Annotated in this window: 25 protein-coding genes; 9 read left to right on the forward strand and 16 right to left on the reverse strand. The window is 74.8% G+C overall.

Annotation, left to right across the window (positions count from 1 at the left end):
- Positions 1–265: 265 nt before the first annotated feature.
- Complete coding sequence (locus tag ABD234_RS17535) at positions 266–1,876, forward strand: HNH endonuclease signature motif containing protein (RefSeq protein ID WP_344359021.1); 1,611 nt, start codon at positions 266–268, stop codon at positions 1,874–1,876.
- 53 nt (positions 1,877–1,929) lie between these two features.
- On the opposite strand, the gene ABD234_RS17540 is transcribed toward ABD234_RS17535, so the two are convergent.
- A complete protein-coding gene (locus ABD234_RS17540; RefSeq protein WP_232226247.1) occupies positions 1,930–2,253 on the reverse strand; it encodes a hypothetical protein in 324 nt (107 codons plus the stop codon).
- Positions 2,254–2,327: 74 nt separating this feature from the next.
- The gene (locus ABD234_RS17545; RefSeq protein WP_051486663.1) at positions 2,328–3,206 is read right to left on the reverse strand and encodes a phytanoyl-CoA dioxygenase family protein; all 879 of its coding nucleotides are present in this window, start codon (positions 3,204–3,206) and stop codon (positions 2,328–2,330) included.
- Positions 3,207–3,343: 137 nt separating this feature from the next.
- Between ABD234_RS17545 and ABD234_RS17550 the strand changes: the two genes are divergently transcribed.
- The gene (locus ABD234_RS17550; RefSeq protein WP_232226249.1) at positions 3,344–4,168 is read left to right on the forward strand and encodes a helix-turn-helix domain-containing protein; all 825 of its coding nucleotides are present in this window, start codon (positions 3,344–3,346) and stop codon (positions 4,166–4,168) included.
- Positions 4,169–4,183: 15 nt separating this feature from the next.
- On the opposite strand, the gene ABD234_RS17555 is transcribed toward ABD234_RS17550, so the two are convergent.
- The 3 genes from ABD234_RS17555 to ABD234_RS17565 form a co-directional block, all read right to left on the reverse strand.
- Entirely contained in the window at positions 4,184–4,873 is a 690-nt protein-coding gene (locus tag ABD234_RS17555) for a GntR family transcriptional regulator (RefSeq protein ID WP_038371680.1), read from the reverse strand.
- Between the two features lie 133 nt (positions 4,874–5,006).
- On the reverse strand, positions 5,007–5,867 hold the full coding sequence (locus tag ABD234_RS17560; RefSeq protein WP_038371681.1) for a hypothetical protein: 861 nt from the start codon (positions 5,865–5,867) through the stop codon (positions 5,007–5,009).
- Between the two features lie 74 nt (positions 5,868–5,941).
- Positions 5,942–6,133: a hypothetical protein gene (locus ABD234_RS17565; protein WP_038371682.1), complete on the reverse strand. Its 192-nt coding sequence runs from the start codon at positions 6,131–6,133 to the stop codon at positions 5,942–5,944.
- A gap of 251 nt (positions 6,134–6,384) precedes the next feature.
- Here ABD234_RS17565 and ABD234_RS17570 point away from each other — a divergent pair, with 251 nt between their 5' ends.
- Entirely contained in the window at positions 6,385–7,188 is an 804-nt protein-coding gene (locus ABD234_RS17570; RefSeq protein ID WP_038371683.1) for a serine hydrolase, read from the forward strand.
- Positions 7,189–7,200: 12 nt separating this feature from the next.
- Here ABD234_RS17570 and ABD234_RS17575 read toward each other — a convergent pair whose 3' ends face one another.
- From ABD234_RS17575 to ABD234_RS17590, 4 genes are all read right to left on the reverse strand, one after another.
- On the reverse strand, positions 7,201–8,391 hold the full coding sequence (locus ABD234_RS17575; protein WP_084148355.1) for a C40 family peptidase: 1,191 nt from the start codon (positions 8,389–8,391) through the stop codon (positions 7,201–7,203).
- Between the two features lie 33 nt (positions 8,392–8,424).
- Entirely contained in the window at positions 8,425–9,645 is a 1,221-nt protein-coding gene (locus tag ABD234_RS17580; protein ID WP_344359033.1) for a dipeptide epimerase, read from the reverse strand.
- Positions 9,642–10,796: a DUF819 family protein gene (locus ABD234_RS17585; RefSeq protein ID WP_038371685.1), complete on the reverse strand. Its 1,155-nt coding sequence runs from the start codon at positions 10,794–10,796 to the stop codon at positions 9,642–9,644. Before ABD234_RS17585 ends, ABD234_RS17580 begins: the two co-directional genes overlap by 4 nt.
- A gap of 154 nt (positions 10,797–10,950) precedes the next feature.
- Entirely contained in the window at positions 10,951–11,310 is a 360-nt protein-coding gene (locus tag ABD234_RS17590) for a DUF3870 domain-containing protein (protein ID WP_051486664.1), read from the reverse strand.
- Positions 11,311–11,397: 87 nt separating this feature from the next.
- On the opposite strand from ABD234_RS17590, the gene ABD234_RS17595 reads away from it, so the two are divergent.
- Complete coding sequence (locus ABD234_RS17595; RefSeq protein ID WP_344359038.1) at positions 11,398–12,801, forward strand: MFS transporter; 1,404 nt, start codon at positions 11,398–11,400, stop codon at positions 12,799–12,801.
- A 31-nt stretch (positions 12,802–12,832) separates the two neighbouring features.
- Positions 12,833–13,846 carry an alpha/beta hydrolase gene (locus ABD234_RS17600; protein WP_051486665.1) on the forward strand — a complete coding sequence of 338 codons (1,014 nt, stop codon included), beginning with the start codon at positions 12,833–12,835 and terminating at the stop codon, positions 13,844–13,846.
- On the opposite strand, the gene ABD234_RS17605 is transcribed toward ABD234_RS17600, so the two are convergent.
- The gene (locus tag ABD234_RS17605; protein ID WP_051486666.1) at positions 13,837–15,231 is read right to left on the reverse strand and encodes an aminotransferase-like domain-containing protein; all 1,395 of its coding nucleotides are present in this window, start codon (positions 15,229–15,231) and stop codon (positions 13,837–13,839) included. The two genes, ABD234_RS17600 and ABD234_RS17605, sit on opposite strands and share 10 nt — an antisense overlap.
- Before the next feature lie 60 nt (positions 15,232–15,291).
- Between ABD234_RS17605 and yczE the strand changes: the two genes are divergently transcribed.
- Both yczE and ABD234_RS17615 read left to right on the forward strand, forming a co-directional pair.
- Entirely contained in the window at positions 15,292–16,044 is a 753-nt protein-coding gene (gene yczE, locus ABD234_RS17610; RefSeq protein WP_051486667.1) for a membrane protein YczE, read from the forward strand.
- Between the two features lie 49 nt (positions 16,045–16,093).
- On the forward strand, positions 16,094–17,092 hold the full coding sequence (locus ABD234_RS17615) for an ATP-grasp domain-containing protein (RefSeq protein WP_038371687.1): 999 nt from the start codon (positions 16,094–16,096) through the stop codon (positions 17,090–17,092).
- Positions 17,093–17,122: 30 nt separating this feature from the next.
- Here ABD234_RS17615 and ABD234_RS17620 read toward each other — a convergent pair whose 3' ends face one another.
- Positions 17,123–17,578, reverse strand: a complete 456-nt coding sequence (locus ABD234_RS17620; RefSeq protein ID WP_038371688.1) for a MarR family winged helix-turn-helix transcriptional regulator — start codon at positions 17,576–17,578, stop codon at positions 17,123–17,125.
- Positions 17,579–17,765: 187 nt separating this feature from the next.
- Here ABD234_RS17620 and ABD234_RS17625 point away from each other — a divergent pair, with 187 nt between their 5' ends.
- Positions 17,766–18,995, forward strand: coding sequence for an MFS transporter (locus ABD234_RS17625; protein ID WP_038371689.1), 1,230 nt, complete (start codon positions 17,766–17,768; stop codon positions 18,993–18,995).
- On the opposite strand, the gene ABD234_RS17630 is transcribed toward ABD234_RS17625, so the two are convergent.
- Complete coding sequence (locus ABD234_RS17630) at positions 18,976–19,491, reverse strand: GNAT family N-acetyltransferase (RefSeq protein WP_038371691.1); 516 nt, start codon at positions 19,489–19,491, stop codon at positions 18,976–18,978. The genes ABD234_RS17625 and ABD234_RS17630 overlap by 20 nt on opposite strands.
- A gap of 101 nt (positions 19,492–19,592) precedes the next feature.
- Between ABD234_RS17630 and ABD234_RS17635 the strand changes: the two genes are divergently transcribed.
- Positions 19,593–20,153, forward strand: a complete 561-nt coding sequence (locus tag ABD234_RS17635) for a hypothetical protein (RefSeq protein ID WP_038371692.1) — start codon at positions 19,593–19,595, stop codon at positions 20,151–20,153.
- A gap of 52 nt (positions 20,154–20,205) precedes the next feature.
- Here ABD234_RS17635 and ABD234_RS17640 read toward each other — a convergent pair whose 3' ends face one another.
- The 4 genes from ABD234_RS17640 to ABD234_RS17655 form a co-directional block, all read right to left on the reverse strand.
- Entirely contained in the window at positions 20,206–20,640 is a 435-nt protein-coding gene (locus ABD234_RS17640; protein ID WP_344359049.1) for a bleomycin resistance protein, read from the reverse strand.
- Between the two features lie 96 nt (positions 20,641–20,736).
- On the reverse strand, positions 20,737–21,147 hold the full coding sequence (locus tag ABD234_RS17645) for a four-helix bundle copper-binding protein (RefSeq protein WP_038371693.1): 411 nt from the start codon (positions 21,145–21,147) through the stop codon (positions 20,737–20,739).
- A gap of 102 nt (positions 21,148–21,249) precedes the next feature.
- A complete protein-coding gene (locus ABD234_RS17650; protein ID WP_344359053.1) occupies positions 21,250–22,506 on the reverse strand; it encodes an alkaline phosphatase family protein in 1,257 nt (418 codons plus the stop codon).
- A 208-nt stretch (positions 22,507–22,714) separates the two neighbouring features.
- The gene (locus tag ABD234_RS17655; protein WP_344359056.1) at positions 22,715–22,963 is read right to left on the reverse strand and encodes a hypothetical protein; all 249 of its coding nucleotides are present in this window, start codon (positions 22,961–22,963) and stop codon (positions 22,715–22,717) included.
- Positions 22,964–23,020 lie beyond the last annotated feature (57 nt).

Consider the following 23,020-nt stretch of genomic DNA (forward strand, 5'->3'; position numbering starts at 1 on the left):
TACCAACCACCCATCAACGTCCCCAGCCCCGACCCAGCCGCCCTCGCGGCTTGACTCGGAACATAGGGACACCCCCCGCGCCATGGCGCGGCACAGGCCCCGGCCGTCGGCGGGGGAGCAGGCCGAGCCTCCGCTGGTCCTCCCCACCCCGTGCTCGTCCACCGCGCGGGTCCGGCGGCGTCGACCGTCGGTGCCCTCTGGTGGGATGGATCTGCGGCGGCGGCGATGGGGCTGTCGCCGGGGAACGGGGGACAGAGGTGCTCTCATGAGCGAGACCATGAGCGAGACCAAGGGCGAGGACAGGACACGGACCGCCGCCGAGGGGCCGGCATCGGCCGAGGGACGAGCAGCAGCTGAGGCACGGGCAGCGGCCGATGCCGCGATCGGGCAGGTGGCGCCGCTGAACCGGGAGGACGCCGAACGGCTCGGCACGCGCATCCAGGCGCATGCCGCCCACATCGCCGAGGCGATGTGCGCGTTCCTGCTGCTCGTAGCGGAGTTCGAGTCCCGCGACGCCCTGCGCTGGTACGTCGGGCTGAAGTCGACGGCGCACTGGCTGGCGTGGGCCTGCTCGATGTCGCCGGGCACCGCCCGCGAGCACGTCCGGGTGGCCCGCGCCCTCCCGCGGATGCCCGCCACCGTCGAGGAGTTCCGGCGGGGCCGCCTGTCCTTCTCCAAGGTCCGCGAGATGACGCGCCTGGTAGGGCGGGTCGAGGAGGAGGCTCTGCTGGAGATGGCCCGATCGATGACCGCCTCGCAGCTGGCCCGCACCATCTCCGGCTTCCGGGCGGCCGAGGGCACCCGCATGCCCCAGGAGGCCGCCCGCGCGGCATCCTGGCGTGTCCGGGAGGACGGCATGGTCGAGCTCCGTGCGGTGCTCCCGGCGGAGGTCGGCGCCGAGGTCGTGACAGCGCTGGATCTGGCTCTGCAGCGGGACGACGCCCCGGTCGGGGACGACGACAATGCGCGCTCCGCCCGTGCCGACTTCGGCACCCCGGACATGCCGCAGCGCAAGGCCGATGCCCTCCTCGACCTGGCGCGCACCTACCTCGAGACCGCGCCGGCCGACCGCAGCGGGGAGGACCGCCACCTGGTCCTGGTGCACGTCACGCCCGACGCCCTCGCCGCCGACGGCGTTCCCGCGGGAACGCCTGCCGCGCCGGGGAAGGAGCCCGCGACGCCGAGCGATCCTCCTGCGCCGTCCCTGGACACCGGCGGGCACCGGGACCGGTGCGGGATCGTCGGGATGGGGCCGCTGGAGCCGGCCACGGCGCAGCGCCTGGCCTGCACCGGGATGCTGGCCCTGCTGGTCACGGACGAGGCCGGGGAGGTCCTGCACCTGGGGCGCACGCGACGCCTGGCCTCGCCCGCCCAGCGCCGCGCCCTGCGCGCCACCCAGGGCACCTGCCAGTTCCCGGGCTGCCACCAGTCCCGGCATCTTGACGCCCACCACCTCGTGCCGTGGAGCGACGGCGGCAGCACCGACATCGAAGACCTGGTCCTGCTGTGCCGGCGCCACCACATGATGGTCCACGAGGGCGGGCTCACCCTGCACCGGCTCCGAGACGGCGGCGGGGAGGCCGCGGCCCGCGGAGCCTCCCGCTTCGAGGTCCGCGACCGCAGCGGCCGCCCGGTGCAGGCGTGGTGGCCGCATGTCCTCGAGCACGCCCGGGTGGCGCCGGCGGAGGTCGGGCACCCGCTGAAGATCATCGACGCCTCGACGCCTCCCCTGCACTGGGGCGCAGGCGACGTCCGGATCGCCCCGACCACCGGCGGCTACGACTTCCACCGCGACGATGCCGTCTCGGGGCTGCTGAGCCGTCGCCCCGCCGAGGACGGGACGACGGCCGCGGCGACGGCGCCCGCCGGGCGCTGACCTCACCGGCCGGTATCAGCGACCGGCGTCGCCGCCCGACGGGCCGGGCGCCGTCAGCGGCTGGTCTCGACCAGGCGCTCGAAGACGAACTCGTAGGGCAGGTAGGACACGTCGTACTCGTGGCCGGGCTGGTGGGGCATCAGCTGCGACATCTGGATCAGCCGCCAGCCGGCGAGCAGCGCATCCAGACCGGTGCGGAAGGGCGGCTCGTCGCTGTCGCCCATCGTCGGGCGGGATCGGCCGGTGCCGTCGTAGCGGCTCCAGCCGATCACCTCGGAGTCGAGGGCGGAGGTGCCCAGGTAGAGGATGAGCACCTGCTGGCGCAGATGCGGGTCGATCGGCTTCGCGGCGAAGGATTCGTCGACGGAGAGGGTCATGATGGTCCTGTTCTTCTGGTCGGAGAGTTGCTGTCGAGCCGGGCGGCGGAGGGGCGAGGGGCGGGTCGCCCGGGTCAGAGACCCCAGCCCCCTGCGGTGGCGTTCGATCCCAGGCGCACGTCCGTGGCGCCGGGCGCGACGAACTGCGGGCGCAGCTGCTCGCGGGTCAGGTAGTTGTCGATGTCGAACAGCTGGTCGCCGGTCAGCACGCGCCAGAGCTTCGCCCGGTTGACCAGCTCGAGACGGCCCTCGTTCGCGTTCGTCCACCCGAAGGAGGTCCGCAGCGTCTCGACGACAGCCGGATCGTCGATGTCATCGGTGTTCCACAGGCGCAGCTGGCGGACCGTCGGGTTGAAGCGGATCTTGAACATGTAGCGCGCGACGTCGGAGTCGTTGCGGCGCCCGCCGTGCCAGATGCCGTGATGGAGGAAGACGACGGTGCCGGCAGGACAGGTGAGGCGGGTCTGCCCGGCCAGGTTCTGGTAGCGGCCGATGCCGGTCTGGTTGATCCGGCGCAGATGGGTGCCCGGCACGCTCAGCGTCCCGCCCTGCTCCAGGGTGACCTCCCGCGGGTAGTACATCAGCTGCATGTCGAAGGCGTCGGTGCGGGTGTCGAGGATGGCGTCGCCGTGCATGTTCTGCGCCTCCCCGCCGCGCGGCGGGCGGATGTGCACGGCGTGATGGTCGATCACCGGGTCCGGACCCACCAGGCTCTGCACCGCCCCGGCGATCGCCGGGAGGTCCAGCAGCTCGCGGACGAAGGTGCCGGTGGGGAACGCCGTGTCCAGGGGCGTGCCGTAGGGGTAGCCGGGGATCCCGGCGTCGAGGACCTCGATGGCCCGCTCGTTCATCTCCTCCGGGACCACCGCCTGGAGGGCGAAGGCGCCGTGCGAGACGAAATGGGCCATTTCCACCGAGCTGAGCAGATGTTCGCGGTCGACCGTCGCAGTCATGACGGGTCCTTTCCGAGGGGCGTGTCGTAGTCCGTGCAGGTCGGCGCGAGATCGGGGCGACGCTGCGGATCCACCGTAGGCAGGGCCGCCCCCGTGGCGGATGGTGCTCATCCGGCCGATGCTGGTTCAATTCCTGCATGAGCATGCCGACGGCGGAGCCAGCCCCTCTGGACCTGACCTCCCCGCCGGAGGTCCGGAACATCGGCCGCAGCACCCATGGCGTGCAGCGCGACGAGGAGGAGTTCCAGCTCCCCGAGCTGTGGTCCCTGCACCTGTACGAGTACGACGCCGTGCTCGAGGTGGACGGCGTCGAGCACGGGATCACCCCCGGATCGGTCTCTCTCGTGCCGCCGGCCTGCCGGATCCGCTACCGCTATCGCGGCCCGTCGACCCACCTCTACGCCCATCTGCGCGGGGACCCGATCGCGTCCCCGGGCACCGGCGCGGCCGGCGGGCGTCCCGGTCCGGGCGGGCGGCTGGAGGTCGTGATGCGACCCGGGGCGGAACTGCCGGCGATCACGGACCTCATGACCTCGGCGATCGCCTCCGCCGTCACCCGTCCCGCCCGCACCCGTGCCGACATCTGGATGGCGCTGCTGCGCCTGGACGAGAGGCCGCGCAGCAGCGACGGGCGCCCGGCCCGCAGCCATGCGAGCGCGGCGATGTCCTACATCGAGTCGCGGCTGTCGGAGCCGCCGACCGTCCCCGAGGTCGCCGCCCACGTGGGGATCTCGGCCAACCACCTGACCCGGGTGTTCCGCGGCGAGCTGTCCGAGTCTGTGGTCGCCTACATCCGGCGACGCCGGATCGACCATGCCCGGCGGCTGCTGACCAGCAGCACCATGTCGATCCCGGCGATCGCGGCCAGCGTCGGCTTCAGCGATCTGCAGGCGTTCAACAAGGCGTGCCGGGCCGTCACCGGCGCCTCCCCGCGCGCTCTTCGCCGCAGCGCGCGGGAGTGACCGAGCGACCGCGGCCTACTCCTGCGCGGCCTCCTGCATGCCGCCCGAGCGCTCGCCGACCGCCTCGAGGTGCGTGCGCAGGGTCTGCAGCGCGCCGTCGTGGTTGCGCTCCTGGACCCGCGCCAGGACCGCGGCGTGCTCGGCGATCGCCTCGGCGGAGTCGATCTGCCCGGGGCCCGCGGACCAGGTCTGCCGCATCCGATGCGCGTGCGCATGGATGGTCTCGCGCATGGAGTCCAGGAAACGGTTCCCGGCGTGGCGGAAGATCGCCTCGTGGAAGGCGGCATCGGCCAGGAAGTACTCGTGGATCAGCTCGTAGGGCGGCTCGTCGGTCTCGGCGATCCGATCGGCCAGCGCCTGGTGCGCGGCATGGGCCTCGACCAGGTCGGCGGTGAGCTCCTCCCAGTGCGCGAAGGCGCGGGTCATCGCCGCGGTCTCGATGACCACGCGGGCGTCGATGAGCTCCGCGATCTGCTGCGGGGTCAGCGGTTCGGCGACGACGTAGCCCTTGAGCGCCTGGTAGCGGATCAGCCCGGATCTCTCGAGCGCCACGAGCGCCTCGCGCACCGGGGTGGGGGAGACGTCGAGATCCCGGGCCAGGCCGTCGATGCTGAGCCGGGCACCAGGGCGCCAGCTCCCCTGGGTCAGCCGGTCCAGGATCATCTCCTGGACCTCGGCACGCAGCACCTGCCGCTTGACACTCATGAGCACTCCCGGGGTCTGCCCCGGTGCCCGCCGATGGGCGCCGGGAACGATGGTCCATGAATCTTATGGGATACAGGATTCTCCTCCCGATCCTGTCCGTCCGCGGCGGCACGAGGCGAGGCGCCGGCGCGGTTCAGGCGAGCGGGAGCCCGGAGTCCGCCCGCGCGAGCCGATCGTGCAGGTCGATCACCTGGCGCTCGGACGCGCTCGGCGCGGGGCCGTGGGCGGACTCCCGCCGGGTGACGGCGAACGGGTCGCAGCACCGTTCGTAGTCCCGTACCCAGGCTCGCAGCCGCTCGGCCTCCGCCGGGGCTCGCGCCGGCCAGGTCACGCGCGGCGCCGCCGTGCCGGCCCGCCACGGCTTCGGGGTCAGCCGCGCCCGGAAGGAGCCGTCGGAGCGGCACAGGGTGACGTACAGCGGATCGCTGCCCAGCTCCTCGAGCAGCTGCCGCGCGCGTTCGCCTCCGGGCTGCGCCTCAGCGCCGGTGACCAGTACACGGAATCCGGCGCGGGTGCGGTGTACCTGCACCCCGAGGTCGGGGTGGGCGGCGACGAACTCCTCGAACACGGCGCGGGCGGCGGCCTCCTGCGCCGGGGCGCGGCGCAGGATCCGATCCAGCAGGCTCCCGCGCGGTGCCGGCCGGCGTGCCGGGTGGCGGCGCACGGGGAGGTCGACGTCGGCGATGAGCACGGCGTCGGTGGAGAGGATCTGCGCGCCGTAGCGGTTGCGGGTGATCGTGGCCAGCAGCGTGCCGTCCCCGTCGCGGATCTCCTCGAGGAGCTCCTCGCGCAGCGGGCCGCGCGGGTAGTACCAGGCGGCGTCGCCGCGGCCCGGACCTCCTGCGGCGAGGATCGCCTGCAGCCGGGAGCGCGCCGCCGCGCGGGCGTCCTCCTCGGAGGTGGTCGAGCTGCCCCAGATGCGCAGGCGGATGTCGCGGCCGTCGACGTGCGCAGGCTGCTCGGCCGGCGCCCAATGGCGCGGGGGAGTCCTCATGCGCCCTGCCTACCACGCCCGGCGGCGGGGCGACAGGTGCCGTGCGCGAGCGCGCGCGATCGAGTGCGGGAGGATCAGCGGTCGCGCAGCCGCACCACGGCCAGGATCAGCAGGGTGACGGAGACGGCGGCGAGACCGATGGCCAGGGGCAGGCTCGCGGGACTGCCGAGGGAGATCGCCAGCAGCCCGGCCACCAGGACCACGCAGGCGATGGCGACCAGGAGACCCGGCAGTGCCCGTCGTACCTTGTATCGGCGCGTCTCCACCGTCATCCTCGTCCCCCTCGGTCGCTCCGGGGACCGGTGTCCCCCTGATGGTCCCCAGGAGCCAGCCTAGGCACCCCGCCTGCCGAGCACCACCACCCCTGGTCCCGTCTCTCGCGCCGTCGAGGTGGACCTGGGTCCCGCCGCGCGGCGCCGGCCCGCCGGGATGCCCGCGCCGGGGTGCCCGCGCCGGAATGCCGCGCCGGGGTGCCCGCGCTGCGATGCCGTCGTCGTGCCCGGTACCGTCGGGACGCATGAGCATCCCCACCGCCCCCGCGCCGGGCGAGGAGCGCACCGCCCATTGCCTGCTGGACCACGCCGGCCGCGTGCTGGATGCGGCCGATGCCGACCGTCCCTTCTACGCCGCCAGCACTATCAAGCTCCACGTCCTGCTGGCGGCGCTGCGCGCGGTCGACGCCGGAGGGCTCGACCTCGCGGCCCGCGTCACGGCGACGTCCCGGTTCCGCGGGGCCGACGGGGAGGTCTTCGCCCTCGGCGGGGACCACCGGGATGCCACGCATCCGCCCGAGGGCACGCCGATCGCCGTGCGGGAGCTGCTGGTGCGGATGATCGACCGGTCCAGCAACGAGGCGACCGACCACGTGCTCTCCCTGGTCGGGCTGCCGGCGGTCGCGGAGGAGATCGCCCGGCTGGGTCTGACGAGCACCCGGGTGGAGCGGATGATCGGCGACGCCTCGGCGATCGCGGCGGGGGCGACCAACGAGACCAGCGCCGCCGACCTCGCCCGCACGATCCGCGCGCTGGTCGCGGGCGCTCCCGGGCCCGGCGGGCTCGAGCCCCGCTCGCGGTCGCTCGCCCGGGAGGCGCTGCGCGCCCAGCGGATCCGCGTGATCGCCGACGCGCTGCGGCCGGACGTGGAGGTCGGCTCCAAGACCGGGTGGGTCGACGACTACCGCCACGACGTCGCGTTCCTCGGCGACCCGGACACGACCACGGTGCGGTACCTCGCGGTGATGACCGCGGGCAGGGGGCAGGAGGCGGCCGATGCGCACATCGGCCGCCTCGTCCGGGCGCTGCTGCCGGACCTCGCCCGCTGACCCGCGGCCGGCTCAGCGCGCGAGCGCGACGCGGCGCGCTCCGGCGTACTCGCCGTCGGGGTCGTACTCGCTCAGCGACATGATCTCGACGCTGCGCGCGGCGTTGGGGGACTGCAGGATCATGTCCTCGCCCAGGTACAGGGCCACGTGCCGGATCGAGTCCCCGCCCGGCTCGGTCGCGAAGAACACCAGGTCGCCGCGCTGCAGATCCTCACGGTCCACCTCCTCGAGGCCGGAGTCGCGCATCTGCGGGCCGGCGTCGCGGCAGATCGTGATCCCGTGGTGGTGGAACAGGGTGTAGGTGAACCCGGAGCAGTCGTAGCCGTAGGCGCTGACGCCGGCCCACAGGTAGCGCAGCCCCAGGAACCGTTCGCCGGTGGCGATGATGTCCTCGACGCTCGGCAGGGGCGGCTGCTCGCCCGGGGCGCGGACCACGACGTCCTCGGCCGGCAGATGCGCGGATCCGCCGCCGGGGACCGCGACCCGCACCGAGCGCCCGGTGCGGCCCAGGACCGGCAGGACCGTGTCGAAGGAGACCGGGATCAGGGGTGCGCTGCCGGACGGCGTGCGCGAGAGCATGCTGGTCAGCGCCGTGACGGTGGCGGTGGGCGAGGAGGCGGCGGCCGCGGCGAAGTCCTCGTCGACCACCAGCTGCGTCGTCGGCACCCAGCCCGGGTAGCCGCGCGGGTCGCGCGGGGTGGGCTGGGCGGTGACCACGATCCGTGCCCAGTCGCCGTCGACCTCGTCGACGATCACGGGGCTGCCGAGCACGGCCTGCGACTCCAGCTCCCCGGTCAGCCAGCGCCGGGTCTCGGTGTCCTGCATGTTCGCGTTCCAGGCGTCGAGGTCGACGGGGGTGGTCAGGGACGGGTCGTCGATCCCGGGCCGATTGCCTCGGGGCTCGACCCACAGCGTCGTGGCCGTGACCGCGCAGTGGGCGTGCACGCCCGGGGCGAGGCCCTCGCCCGGGACCGGGAGGTCCTGCGGGGGCCGGGCGGGCGTTCCGCCGGCCCTGCCGCCGGTGCCGGTGGGGGCGGGGCCTGCGGCCATGGCTCCTCCAGTGCCGAGCGCGGTCACCAGGCCGGCGGCGCCGGCCGCGGCCAGCCTCAGCCCGCCGCGGCGGGTGAGGCGCGGACCGTCGAGCGGCGGCAGGGCGCCGGTCTCCTCGCGGCCGGGTGTGCGGTGGTGTCGGTGCGTTCCCATGATGGACTCCTTCGTCGTGCGGATACCGGGGTTTCAGGGGGCCGGATGCTCCGGCGGGGGGTCGCTCGGCACAGGGTCGTGCCGGGCAGGGTCGTGCCGGGCAGGGGCGTGCGTCGCGGGGTCGACCTGGGCGTCCAACCGGTCGAGCCCCAGGCCGGGACCGCCCAGCAGGCGCAGCATGCCGCCGTCCTCGGTGTAGCCGCCGGCCGGGGCGGGGGAGGCGAACCAGGCCGGCGGGTCCAGGTCGATCAGGGTGATCGCCCGGTGGGAGAAGGCCAGGTGCGCGGCCGCGGTGATGGAGATGCGCGGCTCCATCATCGCGCCGACCATGCAGGTCAGGCCGGCCTCGGCGGCCGCATCGGCGATGGCGAGCGCGGGGCGGATCCCCCCGGATTTCGCGAGCTTGATGTTCAGCAGGTCCGCCGCGCCGGCGTCGATGAGACGCAGCGCGTCCTCGCGGGACCACACGGCCTCATCGGCCATGATCGGCACGCCCACCGCGGCGCGCACCTGCGCGAGGCCGGCGACATCGGCCGCCGGGACGGGCTGTTCGACGAGGTCCAGGGGCAGGTCCTCGGCCTCGAGGCCGCCGATGATGCGGATCGCCTCGGCGGGGGACCAGCCCTGGTTCGCGTCCAGGCGCAGGCGCACGTCGGGCGCCGCCTCGAGGACGGCGTGCAGGCGGCGCCGGTCCTCGTCGATGTCCCGGCCCAGCTTCACCTTGAGGATGCGGGTGCCGGCGGCCCGCGCCTGGCGGGCCCGGGCGGCCATCGCCGGAGGGTCCTCGAGGGAGATGGTCATGTCGTTCTCCATCGCGCCGGCGATGCTGCCGCCCAGCAGCGCGGCCAGCGGTGCGTCGTGGCCGCGCGCCCAGGCGTCGTGCAGGGCCACCTCGAGGGCGGCCGCGGCGCTGGTGGCCTGCGGCAGGGCCGCCGAGATCCGGGCCGAGAGCTCCGCGATCGTGCCGGAGGCCCCCGTCAGGGCGCGCCGGCCCGGGCCGTCCAGGGCGGCCGTGATCGAGGCGGCGCTCTGGCCGGTCACGGCGACGGCATCGGCCGCGGATCCCTGGCCGACGGCGCCGCCGTCCAGCTCGACCTCCGCGACCACGTAGTCGACGGCCTCGGTGCGCCGGGCGGCGGTGACGAAGGGGCGCAGCAGCGCCGCCCGGTGCCGGTGCACCCGCACCGCCCGGACCGTCAGCACGGCGTCGTCGGGCCGGGCGGCCGGCGCGCCATCGGCCGGAGGAATGCTCACAGCCACGCCATCACCTGCGCCATCGCGAGCCCGGTGAAGGTGCCCAGCAGCGATCCGAGCAGGGCGAACAGCACACCCACCGGCACCAGCTGGCGGTTGAAGGCGCTCGCGACCACGGGGGCCGAGGCGATGCCGCCGATGTTCGCGGTCGAGGCGACGGCCAGCGAGAACAGCTCGGTCCGGGTGAGCTTGGCGTACACGACCATGATCGCGGCGTGGATGACCAGCACGATCACGCCGATCAGCAGGTACAGCGGCGCCTGCGTGATGGCGGAGAAGTCCGAGCCGGAGGCGATCTGGCCGATCACCACGAACAGCATCAGCGAGGCGACCTCCATGGCGCCGGCCGTGCGCCCCAGCGGGGTGAGGGCGACGATCAGGCCCAGCACGGAGACGATGAGGATGGTCCAGGTGGTGGCGTTGACGACCTGGCCGATCTCCGGCAGCAGCGAGCCGATCCACAGGGCGAGGGTCGCCACGAAGATCGAGCCGAACAGGGTGATCGCGAGGGAGGCGACGGTGACGGGGCGGGCCTGCTCGTCCTCCGCGTCGCCGGCGTGGGCGGCGAGGTAGGAGTCATCGGCCCGCGTCCAGCGGTTGAAGGCCGGGGAGACCGCGACCGAGGCGAACATGAGCATGAGCCAGACGGAGTACATGATCGTGTCGGTGATCAGGGCGTAGCCGAAGATCGACTCGGGGGCCTGCAGGATGTCCTGCACCGCGACCATGTTGGCGCTGCCGCCGGTCCACGAGGCCAGCAGCGCGCCGAGCACCTTCCAGGCGTCCGGGTGCAGCGCGGCCCGGAACAGCAGGAAAGCCACCACCATGCCGATGCTCAGGGAGGCCGCCGCGACCACGTAGGTCATCAGCAGCTTCGGGCCCAGGCGGATGATCCGGCGCAGGTCGCAGCCGAAGAGGAACAGGAAGATCATCGCCGGCAGGATCACCGTCTTGACCTCGCCGATGGGGGCGCGGGTCGCCTCGTCGTGGCTGAACACGCCCAGGGAGTTGAGGGTCGCGCACAGCAGGTACATCAGCACCATGCCGGGCACGTACCGGAACAGCGTCCAGCCGGTCGTGCGCTCGAGCACGATCAGCGCGCACGACAGTCCCAGCAGGACGCCGAGCATGAGCAGGCCGTCGGTGATCACGGGGGAGCTCCTCGAAGGGATGGGTCCGCCGCCGGAAGCACCCCCAGAAACAGAGAACGCCGGAAGCACCCTGCACGGCGCCGGCGGCTGCGGGCGCGTGCGGGGTGCTTCCGGCGGATCCGGTCCTGTGAGGTCCCGGGCGGGCGGAGAGCGGCTATGGGGTCATGTCCGGCGGGTCCGCCGCCAGGTCGCGGTACTTCGCGGCGGCGCTGCGCACGGCGGCGGCGAGCGCCCTCTGCGAGGACCCGTGGTACCTGTCGGTGATGGACTCCACCAGGGCGTCATCCTCGAGCAGCGAGCGTCCCACCAGCAGCTCCCGCACGAAGTCGACCGTGAGGGAGAGGGTGGCGGTGCAGTCCGCCGCCCGGATGACGTGGGTCTCAGTATCGACCACGAGGCCGATGAAGAACAGCCCCCACTGCGTGGTGATCGGATTGTTGCTGGGCGACTTCGCCTCGCCGGTGAGGAAGATCGTGGGGCCTGCGGCGGGCGGCGGGCCGGAGCTGTCGGGCATGGGCCCAGGGTAGAGGCCGATCCACGCGGAGCCGATCCGCGTCACGGTATCTGGCCGCGGCCGGGCCGCGGGGTATAGAACGGATCGGTGAGCCCTGACCCCCGCCCCGTGCCCGACCCCGCCGCCGTCGATCCCGCCGGGGAGCCCGGGGACCGGGAGGTCTGCGCGGACTCCTATGCGGTCGAGGCCGATGTCTTCGCCGACGAGCCCGCCGTCGAGCCGGAGGCCGGCGCCGAGGCAGGGGGCGCCGCGGCAGGGGGCGCCGAGGCCGGGGGCGCCGCGCCCGCCCGTCGCGGCCGCGGGGCGTTCGGCTTCGCGCTGGCCGCGATCGCCGTGCTCACCATCTCCTTCGCCCTGCGTCCCGGCGCCTCCTCGGTGGGGCCGCTGCTGGACCCGATCTCGGAGGCCTTCGGCCGCGGGGAGACCTACGGCGGGCTGCTGACCGCCATGCCGGGGCTGTGCTTCGGCGTGATCGGGCTGCTGGCGGTGCCCGTCGCCAAGCGGCTGGGCCTCACCGGCAGCATCGTCGTCGCCATCGGGATCGCGGCGCTGGGACTGGCGCTTCGGCCGCTGTCCGGCGGGGGCGCCGTCTTCGCCCTGCTCACGGTGCTGGCGCTGGCCGGGCCGGCGCTCGGGAACGTGCTGGTGCCCGCGTGGGTCAAGCGCCACGGCGGCTCCCGCACCGTCGCGCTGATGACCATGTACTCGATCGTCCTGGCCGCCGGCGGCACCGCCGGGACCCTGTTCTCCGTGCCCATCGCCGAGGCCGCCCCGGATGGCTGGCGCACCGCTCTGGGCGTGTGGTCGCTGGGCGCGGCGGTGCCGGCGCTGGTGTGGCTGCTGGTGCTGCGGCGCACGGGCCACGACTTCCAGCCCCCGGCCGGCGGCGGCCGCGCCCCCGGCAGCCTGCTGCGCTCGCCGATGGCCATCGCCCTGACCATCACCTTCGGCCTGCAGTCGATGCACGCCTACATCCAGATGGGGTGGACCCCCTCGATCCTCGCGGACGCCGGGCTGGCCCCGGCGACCGCCGGGGCGCTGGCCTCGGTCTCCTTCGCCTGCGGCATGCTCGGCGGGCTGGTGATGCCGATGGTGATCGCCCGGGTGCGGAACCTGCAGCCGATCATGCTGGCCATGGGCGTGCTCACCGCCTCCGGCTATGCGGGACTGCTGCTGGCCCCGGGGACCGCGCCGCTGCTGTGGATGCTGCTGCTGGGCATCGGCGGCTTCGTCTTCCCGGCGACCATCGCCCTGCTGCCCGCCCGCACCCGGGACGCCCGGGTGACGGCGCGGCTGTCCGGGATGGTCCAGCCGGTCGGGTACATGCTCGCGGCCATCGGCCCCTTCGCGGTGGGCCTGGCCCATGAGGCCCTGGCCGGATGGACCGCGATCCTCGTGGTGCTGCTGGTGCTGTCCCTGGTGATGGGCGCGGTGGCGTGGAAGGCGTCGGCCGCCCGGATGGTCGACGACGAGCTGGCGCCGGCCGCCTGACCCGCGGCGCGGGGCGTGGAAGGATGTGCCCATGAGCGATGCGCGCGCCGCCGAGACGACCCCGGACCTCCCTGTGCCTCCCGCGCCGGAGGACCTCGCCCCCGCCCGGGCCGCGGGCCGGGGCCTGCGCCTGCTGTCCGCGCTCCCGGACACGCCCTACCGGCTGGCGCTGCGGGCCTCGCAGCGGCCCACGCTCCCCGGGCGGGACGTGGTCGACCGCGCGCTGGTGACCCGCGAGGTCACTCGCATCGGCGACCGGACCGTGCCGGGGGTGCCCGTGACCTGGATCGACCGGGACCGGGCGCGGCAGGCGGCCGTCATCCACCTGCACGGCGGGGCGCACACCATCGGGGAGACGCCGGCGCACTGGCGGTGGCTGGAGGAGCTGCGCCGCCGGGCCGGCACCGCTGCGGCGATGGTCCACTACCGCATGCCCCCCGGGCATCCCTTCCCGCGCGCCCTCGAGGACGCCGCGGGCGTGGTCGCCGAGCTGGTGCGCGAGGCGGAGCTGACCCCCGGCCGCTGGATCCTGTCCGGGGACAGCTCCGGGGGCGGGCTCGCCCTCGCCGTCGCGCAGCGCCTGCGCGACGAGGGCCACGGCGCCCCGGCCGCGCTGCTGCTCACCAGCCCGTGGACGGACCTGACCCTCTCCGATCCCGTGATCGCGCTCCAGGCGGGTCGCGACGAGGTGCTGACCCCGCAGGCCCTGGAGCGCGCGGGCCGGCTGTACGCCGGGCAGTACGTGCGCACCGACCCGCGCCTGAGCCCGCGCTTCGGCGGCTTCCACGGCCTGCCGCCGGTGCATCTCGTCGCCGGCGGGGACGACATCCTGCTGGGCGATGCGCGCGCCGCCCACGCCTCCCTGGCCGATGCCGGCGTCCCCGTCGAGTACCACGAGCAGGTCGGCGCCCCGCACGACTACCCGATCCTCATCCAGGGGCCGAGCGCCCAGTGGGCGCTGCGCCGCCAGATCGCCTTCGTGCGCCGCATCTGCGGCCTCGGCCAGCAGGCCCCGCAGGACGCGCACGCCGGCGATCACGCCTGATCGGACTCGATCTCCCCGAGGATCTCCAGCGCCCGGCCGATGCGGTCGGCCGGGGCGGAGAACGGCAGGCGGATCGCGTCGTCCCCGCCGCGGCCCGTCGGCGAGAACAGCCCGCCGGGGGTCAGCGCGAGGCCGCGCGCCGCGGCCCGCGCCACCAGCTCCGGGCTGGGACGGCGCAGCCCCGTGCACCACAGCGACAGGCCCCCGTCGGCCGCGGGGGCGCTCCAGTGCGGCAGATGCCGGGCCAGGCCCGCGCGCAGGGCCTCGTGCTGCGCGGCGACCTCCGCGAGGATCTGCGGATCCGGTCCCTGCGGCAGCAGGGCCGCCGTGATCCGCTGCTCGAGGACGGCCGCCCCGAGGTCCACCCCCAGGCGCAGGTGGCCGATGGTCTCGGTGAGCGCGCGCGGCGCCCGGATCCAGCCGATGCGCAGCCCCGCCCACAGGCTCTTCGAGGCCGATCCCACCAGCAGCGTCGTCGTCCCCGGCCGGACCATCGGCGGCGGCATCGTGAGGCCCCGCCAGTTCATGCCCACCAGGGTCTCGTCGACGACCAGGGGCGTGCCCGAGAGCCGCGCCGCCTCCAGCAGCAGGCCCCGCTCCCGCGCGTCCCGCAGCCGGCCGGTCGGGTTGTGGAAGTCCGGGGTGAGCATCGCCGCGTCCAGGCTTCCGGAGGCGAGGACCTCCGCCATCCCCTCGGCCGCCGCGCCGGCATCCAGGGGGATGATCCGGCGCCGGGTCCCGCGGGCGACGCGGGCGGTGTTGGGGTAGCAGGGGCTCTCGACGGCGACCCGGTCCCCGCGGCGCGTCACCGCGCGCAGCGCGAGGTGCAGCCCGGCGACCGCGCCGGTGGTCACCGTGACCTCGTCGGGGGAGGTCGGCAGGCCGCGCCGGTCGTAGTGCGCGCAGATCGCCTCGAGCAGCTCGGGCAGCCCGTGCGCGGGGGCCGTGCCCCGCGAGGGGTCGCGGCCGATCCCGGCGACGGCCTCGAGGGCCGCCGCCTCCGCCTGCGGATGCGGCGGCAGCACGGTGGCGCGCAGATCCAGGGTGCCGGCCTGCGCCGGCGTCGACCGGGCGGAGAGGGACTCCACCGGGGCCACCGTGCCGCGGGGCAGGCGCACCGTGCGCCCCGATCCCTGCCGGGAGGTGATCAGCTCGCGCTCCTCGAGCAGGGCGAGGGCCCGCACCGCGGTCCCGCGGGTGACGCCGACTGCCTGCGCGAGCGCCCGGTCCGAGGGCAGCCGGGCGCCGAGGGGGATGCGGCCCTCGCCGATCAGCGCGCCGATCCGGTCGGCGAGCCAGGCGGTGACGGCGGAGGCCGGCCGCGGCCCCAGCTGTTCGACGAGCAGCCGCACCGGATGCGGGGGAGGGGCGGCGGGGCGGGCCATGGGACCAGTGCACCACAGGTGGACCTGTCCGAGGGGTCCGATCCGGCGCACGATGGGGCCATGTCCCTGGAGAACCTCTCGCTGCGCGCCCAGCTGCGCGTGGACCGCCTCCCCCTGCGCCTCGCCACCCTCGCCCTGGGCCTGACCGGCTACGGCGCGGGGCTGGCCATGATCATCCGCTCCGCCCTCGGGGCCGACCCGTGGGACGTGCTCCACGTCGCCGTGGCCGCGCGCACCGGGCTCAGCATCGGCACCGTGATCATCGCGGTGAGCGTGCTGGTGCTGGTGGCGTGGATCCCGCTGCGCCAGCACCTGGGCATCGGCACCCTCGCCAACGCGCTGTGGGTCGGCGTCGCGGCCGACGCCGCCCTGCGGGTCATCCCGGAGGCGACCACGCTCGGCGGCGGGATCGGGCTGCTGGCCGGAGGGATCGTCCTGAACGCGGTGAGCGACGCCGTCTACATCGGCGCGCAGCTGGGGCCGGGGCCGCGCGACGGCCTGATGACCGGCATCCACCGGCGCTGGGGCCTGCCGATCGGCCCGGTGCGGCTGGTCCTCGAGGCGGCCGTGCTCGCGGTCGGCTGGAGCCTCGGCGGTCCGGTCGGCGTGGGCACGGTGCTCTATGCCGCGGCGATCGGGCCGATCGTCCATCTCGTCCTGCCCTGGGTGACCATCGCGGTGCGCGGCCCTGGGGTGGGCGAGGCAGGGCGGGCCCCGCACGTCAAGTCCCCGGACCGCCCGGTCCGACGGAGGCGCGGAGCGCCCCTCGCGCCTGGACCCGGGCCCTCGGCTGCCCCAGAATCACCGCCATGACCGTGCGGAGCAGAGCCCGCGGCAGCAGCACCCGACCGGAGGGATCACCATGCGCAGCCGTCTCGACGACGGCCTCGACGGGGACCGGCCCCTCCTCGTGGTCCTGGCCGATGATCGCGACGAGGAGGACCACGACGTCCTGTTCCCGGCGATCCGGGCGCGGGGCGTGTCCGTGGTGCGGATCCACCCCTACGACCTCGTCGTCCATCTGGCGCCGACCGGCGCCGCGTTCACGGTGGACGGACGGCCGATCCGGCCGGACCTGGTCCTCGGCTGGGTGCTCGGCGAGCTGCTGACCCCCGGGATGGTGCAGCTGGACGTCCTCGCCCGCGCGGGCATCCCCGTCCTCAACGACGCGATGACCCTGTTCCGCGCCGAGAACAAGCTCCTGGACAGCTCGCGGCTGGCCGCCCACGGGCTCCTGCGGCATCCCGTGCTGGCCGGATACGACCGCACGGCGCTCACGCCCGGGTTCACCGAGGACGGCGTGACGGTCGTCAAGCCTCTGAACGGCTACGGCGGCCAGGGGATCGCACGGCTCGAGACCGCGGCCGACTACGACGCCTTCCGCCGGGAGGAGGCCTCGCCCGACTCCGGGTTCTGCGCGATGCCGTGGGTGGAGAACCCGGGCCGGGACATCCGCGTGTACACGATCGACCACCACCCCGTCTTCGCGATGTACCGGTACGCCCCGGGCGATGACTGGGTCACCAACGTCACCGCCGGCGGCAGCATCGCGATGTGCCCCCTCACCCCGGAGCTCATCGACCTCGCCGCCCGCGCCTCCCGGGCCGCGGGCACGGTCATCGGCGGGGTCGACATCGGCGAGGATCTCGAGACCGGCGGGCACGTCGTCTACGAGGTCAACTCGTGCCCCACCTGCGAGCCGCCGGTGCTGGAGGAGGCCGCGGACTTCCTGGCCGCGGCGACCGCCGACCTCGACGCCGCGCGGTCCACCTGGCGGCCCCGCCGTGTCCGCACCGAGCTCGACGAGGACCCCGCGCTCTTCCACGCCAGCAAGCGCCACCTCCTCCGCGCCCGGGAGTGAGCGGGCCGGGCCCGCGCGGACCCTCCGGGCTCAGGCCCCGGCGGGGGAGGGCAGGCGCTCGAGGGCGTCGACCAGCGGCGCGAGCTCCTCGCGGTCGCGGGCCTCGTCCAGCACCTCCGTGAGGACGCGGTCATGGGTGGGGCGGGCCTGCTCGAGCAGGGTGACCGCCGCCGGGGTCAGCTCGGTGTAGATGCCGCGGCGGTCGTCCGCGCACAGCACGCGGGTGAGCAGCCCGCGATCCTCGAGGCGGTTGACCAGCCGGGTGGCCGCGCTCGCCGAGAGCGCCGCGGCGCGGGCCAGCTGGCTCATGCGCATGTGCCAGCCGTGCTGGCGGCTCAGGGCGTCCAGCACCGTGAACTCCACGACCGAGAGGCGGTGCTCGCTGCTGAGCGCCTTCTCCAGGCGGGTCTCGATGAGGGCGTGCAGGGAGGCGAGGGTGCGCCACCCGCGGGCGCGGATCTCCTCGGCATCGTCCGCGATGGACATGCGGGCCTCCTCTCCGGTGCGCGGCCTGTGTCGCCTCCCGATGATACGCGCCCTTGCAATATCGCGCGTATGCAACTAACGTCGCGTCCGACGCCGGTAGTTGCATGCGCGGACTATCGACCCACGCGGGGCCATCCGGCTGCCCGCGCGGCCCCTTCGGGCCCATCCCTCCCTCGAAAGGACTGCGATGCCCATCGCTCTGCTCGCCCTGGCCCTCGGCGGCTTCGGCATCGGCCTCACGGAGTTCGTGATCGCCGGACTCCTGCCCGAGGTCTCCCGCGACCTCGGCGTCACCGAGGCCGCCGCGGGGATGCTCATCTCCGGCTACGCCCTGTCCGTCGCGGTCGGCGCCATCGGCCTGACCGCCGCCGTGCACCGCTTCGACCGCAAGCGCGTGCTGGTGGGGCTCATGGTGCTGTTCATCGCCGGGAACCTCGTCTCGGCCCTCGCCCCGGGGTACGAGGCGCTCATGATCGGCCGCGTCCTCTCGGCCCTGACCCACGGCGCCTTCTTCGGCATCGGCGCGGTCGTCGCGGCCTCCCTCGTCGCGGCGGAGAAGCGCGCCGGCGCGATCGCGCTCATGTTCGGCGGGCTGACCATCGCCAACGTCCTCGGCGTCCCCTTCGGGACCCTGCTGGGGCAGCAGCTGGGATGGCGCGCCACCTTCTGGGCGATCACCGTGATCGGCGTCCTCGCCCTGATCGGCATCGCCCTGCTGCTGCCCGCCCGCGCGGGTGCGGCTGATCCGGCCGATGCGGCCGATGCCGGCGGCGGCCTCCGCGGAGAGCTGCGCGCCTTCGCCCGCCCGCAGGTCTGGTTCTCCCTGGCCGTGACCGTGCTCGGCTTCGGCGGCATGTTCGGCGCCTTCACCTACATCGCCTTCACCCTCACCGGGGTCTCCGGCTTCGCCTCCTCGTGGGTGCCGTGGCTGCTGGTGCTGTTCGGCCTGGGCATGTTCGCGGGCAACTGGGCGGGCGGACGGGCGGCCGATCGCAGCGTCCCGCGCACCCTCGTCGTCGTCCTCGGCGCGCTGGTCCTCGTGCTCGCGGCGTTCGCCGCGCTCGCGGCGCAGCCCGTCGCCGCGGTGGTCCTGCTGATCGCGATGGGCGTGCTCGGCTTCGCGACCGTCCCCGCCCTGCAGCTGCGGATCATGGGCGATGCGGGCGATGCCCCCACGCTCGCCTCCGGCGCCAACATCGCCGCGTTCAACATCGGCAACGCCCTCGGCGCCTGGCTGGGCGGGCTCGCGATCAGCGCGGGCGGCGGCTACACGTCCCCGCTGCAGGTGGGCGCGGTCCTCACCGCCGGGGCGCTGGTCACGCTGCTGGTCGCCGAGGCCGTCCGGCGGCGCGGCACGGCGCGGCCGCGCCCCGCCGAGGCCGAGGCGCCCGCGCCCGTCACAGCAGGCGCTGCATGATCACCAGGTCCCACCAGCGGCCGAACTTGTAGCCCGACTCGGGGATCCGGGCCACCTCGGTGAAGCCGCAGCGGGCGTGCAGGGCGATCGAGGCGGCGTTGCCCGCCTCGATCCAGCCCTGCAGGGAGTGCATGCCCGCCTCGCGGGCGAGCTCGACGAGCCGCTCCAGCAGCGCCCGGCCGATGCCGCGGCCCTGCGCGTCGGCGTGCAGGTAGATCGAGACCTCGGCGGTGCGGCGGTACCCGGAGTAGTCCCGCAGCGGGCCGAAGGTCGCATACCCCAGCACCGCGCCGCTCGCGTCATCGCAGGCGACGAGCATGGAGCCGCGCTCGCGGTGCCCGCGCGCCCAGGCCGCGGAGGACTCCGCCGTCGGCGGCTCGTCGATCCACAGCCCGGTGGAGGTCGCGATCGCGTCCGCCCGGATCGCGCCGACGGCGTCGGCATCGGCCTCCGCGGCGGGGCGTATCGTGACCTGGTCGGGTGTGGAGCTGTGCATGCCTGCAGGGTACGCGAGGGCTCGGGGAGTTCTGAGCAGGTGTCTCGCAGAGCATTCCCCCCGCCGTTCTATCGTTGTAACATCCGAGGGTGACTATCGGCATGCATCGCCCGTCGGAGGCGACGGGCGAGGATCGGGAAGCCGCCGCGAGCGAGATCTGCGAGGCGGTGGTGCGGGCCGCGCGGGCCCTCGCGCCGGCGGGAACGCTGCGCCTGGTGCTCCAGCACGTCGCGCTGCGCGGCGAGGGGGAGAGGCCCGGCCGCCTGCGGCTGCTGGACGCCGTGATGGACGTCTCCGGCAACCTCGTCCCCCTGCGCCTGTGGCCCGAGCGCGGCCCCCGCACCGTGGAGGGCTCGGCCCTCGAGGAGGCCGTCGCCGCCCTGGACGCCATGATCTTCGCGCGCGAGGGCTTGTCGGGGTACACGCTGCGGATCGACGCCGACGGCGGATCCGACCTGCACCTGCGCACGGGAGAGGCGCTGCCCGCGGCGCTGCTCGCACCGGGCTGCGCCGGCGGCGAGATCCACGACGGCCGTCACCAGATCCAGCACCATGCCGACGAGCTCGAGGAGCTCCGCGAGCGCCGCAGCGCCCCGCAGGGCGGGCGCCTGCGGCGGCTGCTGGGGACCATGACCTCGCGCCTCGAACGCATCCGGCGCTGAGCGCATCCGGCGTCGAGCGCAGGGGCGGGGTCCGGAGATGCCCGGGTTCCGGTCAGGCCCCGCCGATCGTCCGCCGTCCCTGCGAGGCCTGGAAGCGGATCAGGTAGCCGTCGGGGTCGGTGACCAGGAACTGCTCGACGCCGACCTCCTCCTCGTCGCCGACGCGGTACCAGCGGGTCTCGGGCTCGAGGAACAGCCGGTGCCCCGCTCCGCGCAGCGCCGCGAGGATCGGCGCGAGGTCCCGGACGGCGATCTGGAGATTGATCCCCCGGCCCAGCGGCCGCTCCAGCGGCCCGGTGATCCAGGTCCGGCCGATGCCCTGCTGCTCCAGCATCAGGTGCGCGCCGTCGCGGACGATGTAGGCGAACCCCTCGTCGGGGCGCTCGTAGTCGATCGCGAAGCCGCACAGGCCGCGCCAGAACGCGAGGCTCCGCGCGAGGTCCTCGACGAGGAGCTCGGGCACGAGGGCGGGATCGGTGCGGGTCATGCCGCCATCGTGGCAGACGCCCGGGCACCGGGACGCCCGGGCACCGGCAACCAGGAACCGGGCGGGGCCGCGGCGGGTCGTGCGCGGTCGCTCGGCTCACCCCAGGGCGGCCAGCAGGTCCTCGCAGGCCTTCTCGCACCGGCGGCAGGCGGCGGCGCACACCGCGCAGTGCTCGTGCATGTCCACGTGCTTCTCGCACTCCTCCGCGCAGGCGCGGCAGGCGTCACGGCACGCGGTGAGCAGGGCGCGGTCCTCCGCCGGATCCTTCGCGGTGCGGCGCGAGAGCACCCGGGACGTGGCCGCGCAGAGGTCCGCGCAGTCCTGGTTGCGGCGGATGCACTTCGTGAGCTCGGCGACCATCCCCTCGGACAGGCAGGCGTCGGCGCAGGCGGTGCAGGTCTGGGCGCAGTCCGCGCAGGCGGCGATGCAGTCCGCCAGGAGCCGGCGGTCGATGCCGCCCAGATCGGCGGGGGTGGTGCGCAGCATGTTCTCGACGTGGTCGGTCATCGGACATTCCTCCTCGATCGTGCGATGTGCGACGGGAGTCGGTGCGTCCCCTCCACGGTAACCGGCGTCACCGTCGAACGGAACCCGGTCGGGCCGGCGAGGTCAGGGGCCGTCCGGGGCGGCGGCCCGGTCCCGGAGCCCCTGCGCCGTCGCGCCGGGCAGCGCGAGCCCCATCGACCGGGCGATGCTCACCCCGAGATCGGCCCAGGAGCCGGCGCTGCCGTCGGCCGGCAGTCCCGGCCCGGTCGCGACGGCGGTGACCTCGGCGTCCGGATCCGTCACGGCCAGGGGACCCGAGTAGTACGGGTCCTCACCCGCGATGCGGGCGCGCTGGGTCGCGGCCTGCCCGAACACGGTGCCGCGGTGGCCCTCGAGGACCGCCACCACATCCGTCTGCGGGGTGGCGCCGATGCCGTCGTCGACCTCCCGCAGGCACAGGCCGTGCTCCGCGGCGAGAGCGGAGAGCGCCTGCAGCGCCCGGGCGGCGGTGCCCTCGGGGGCGGAGCGGTCCACGTGCAGCGCCGCATAGGGGCCATCGGGCATGACGAAGGCGTCCCAGTCGCTGACGTGCGGTCCGTCGGTGCGGACCAGCCCCGCGGCGACCAGGGCCGTGTTGGGGTGGACCAGCGCCCGCACCGCGACGCACGGCCGGCCGGGCAGGAGGATCACCCGGTCCTCGGCCCCGGGGGAGAAGGCCTCGAGGATCTGCTGCTGGCGATCGGCGAGGTCCCCGAGGGCGCGGCGGGCGGCGGAGGAATCGGGGCCGCTGCGGCGCTGCGCATCGGCGTAGGCGGCCAGGCGCACGGCCATCAGGTCGATGCGGCCGCCCGCGAGGGCCTCGGCCGCGATCTCGGCGACCAGCGCATCGGGCGGGGCGCTCGACAGATGCACCCCGGCCTCCTGGCGGGGCCGCAGGTGGCGCTGCCACATGGCGGCCGAGCTCGTCTCCCGCGCCATCGTCCAGCGCTCCCGGTACCGGCGCAGGTCCTCGACCAGTGGCAGGCACAGGTCGATCCCGGAGCCGGCCGTCGCCGGCCACTGCAGCGCCGCCGTGGTCATCCCGGCGTCCGCGGCGACGTCGAAGACGGTGGGGACCCGCAGCGAGTCCGCGTACCAGTGCAGGCCCGCCGAGGGGCTCCCGGGATCGAAGGCCGCATCGGTCGGGACGCCGCTGCGCCCCGCCGAGGTCCCCGTGCACACGCTGACCAGGGAGGGGTAGGCCTCGCTGGGGCCTCCCGGCAGGACGCGCAGCCGCCGGGGCGTCGCGGCCCCCTCGGGGAGCGCGTCGCGGCGCAGACGCTCCAGATCCGTCCCGTCGATTCCGTCGATCGCGATCAGCAGCGTCCGGCCGCCGGTCATAGGGTCCCCCTTCTCGTGGTCCACGGGTACTGCACGCAGCAGCGCCGCGGGCCTGGTCGGCCACGCTAGGGCGGGGGTGTTGACGGCGCGGAAGGGCCTGGTGAGCGTCCGGTCACCAGGACATGAACAGCCGGTGGACGTGCCGGCCGCGGTGCCCGCGGGCGGCTCCCGGGGCCGGGCCGGGGAGGCCGGGCCGGGCGGGGCCGGGTCAGGTGAGGTCGCGGGTGATGCGGTCGGCGCGACCGGCATCGGCGTCCAGCCGCCGGCGGTGGAGATCGGCCGTGCGACGGTCCTTGGCGATCAGCCGCTCCCGGGCCTCGGCGGTGGTGTCCGGCGGCTCCTCCGGGGTGAGGACCAGGAGGATCACGCCGATGATCGTGAGCAGCGCGATGCCGGCGGCGAGGATCAGGAAGGTCATCCAGTCGGTGCCGGACAGGGGGGCCCAGATGTCCACCATGGGTGTCCTCCTCGCCGATCCGGGGGCCTGACGGCCCGGCCCGCAGGTGCTCATCCG

This window comes from Brachybacterium phenoliresistens (genome assembly GCF_039530785.1).
GTDB lineage: Bacteria > Actinomycetota > Actinomycetes > Actinomycetales > Dermabacteraceae > Brachybacterium > Brachybacterium phenoliresistens.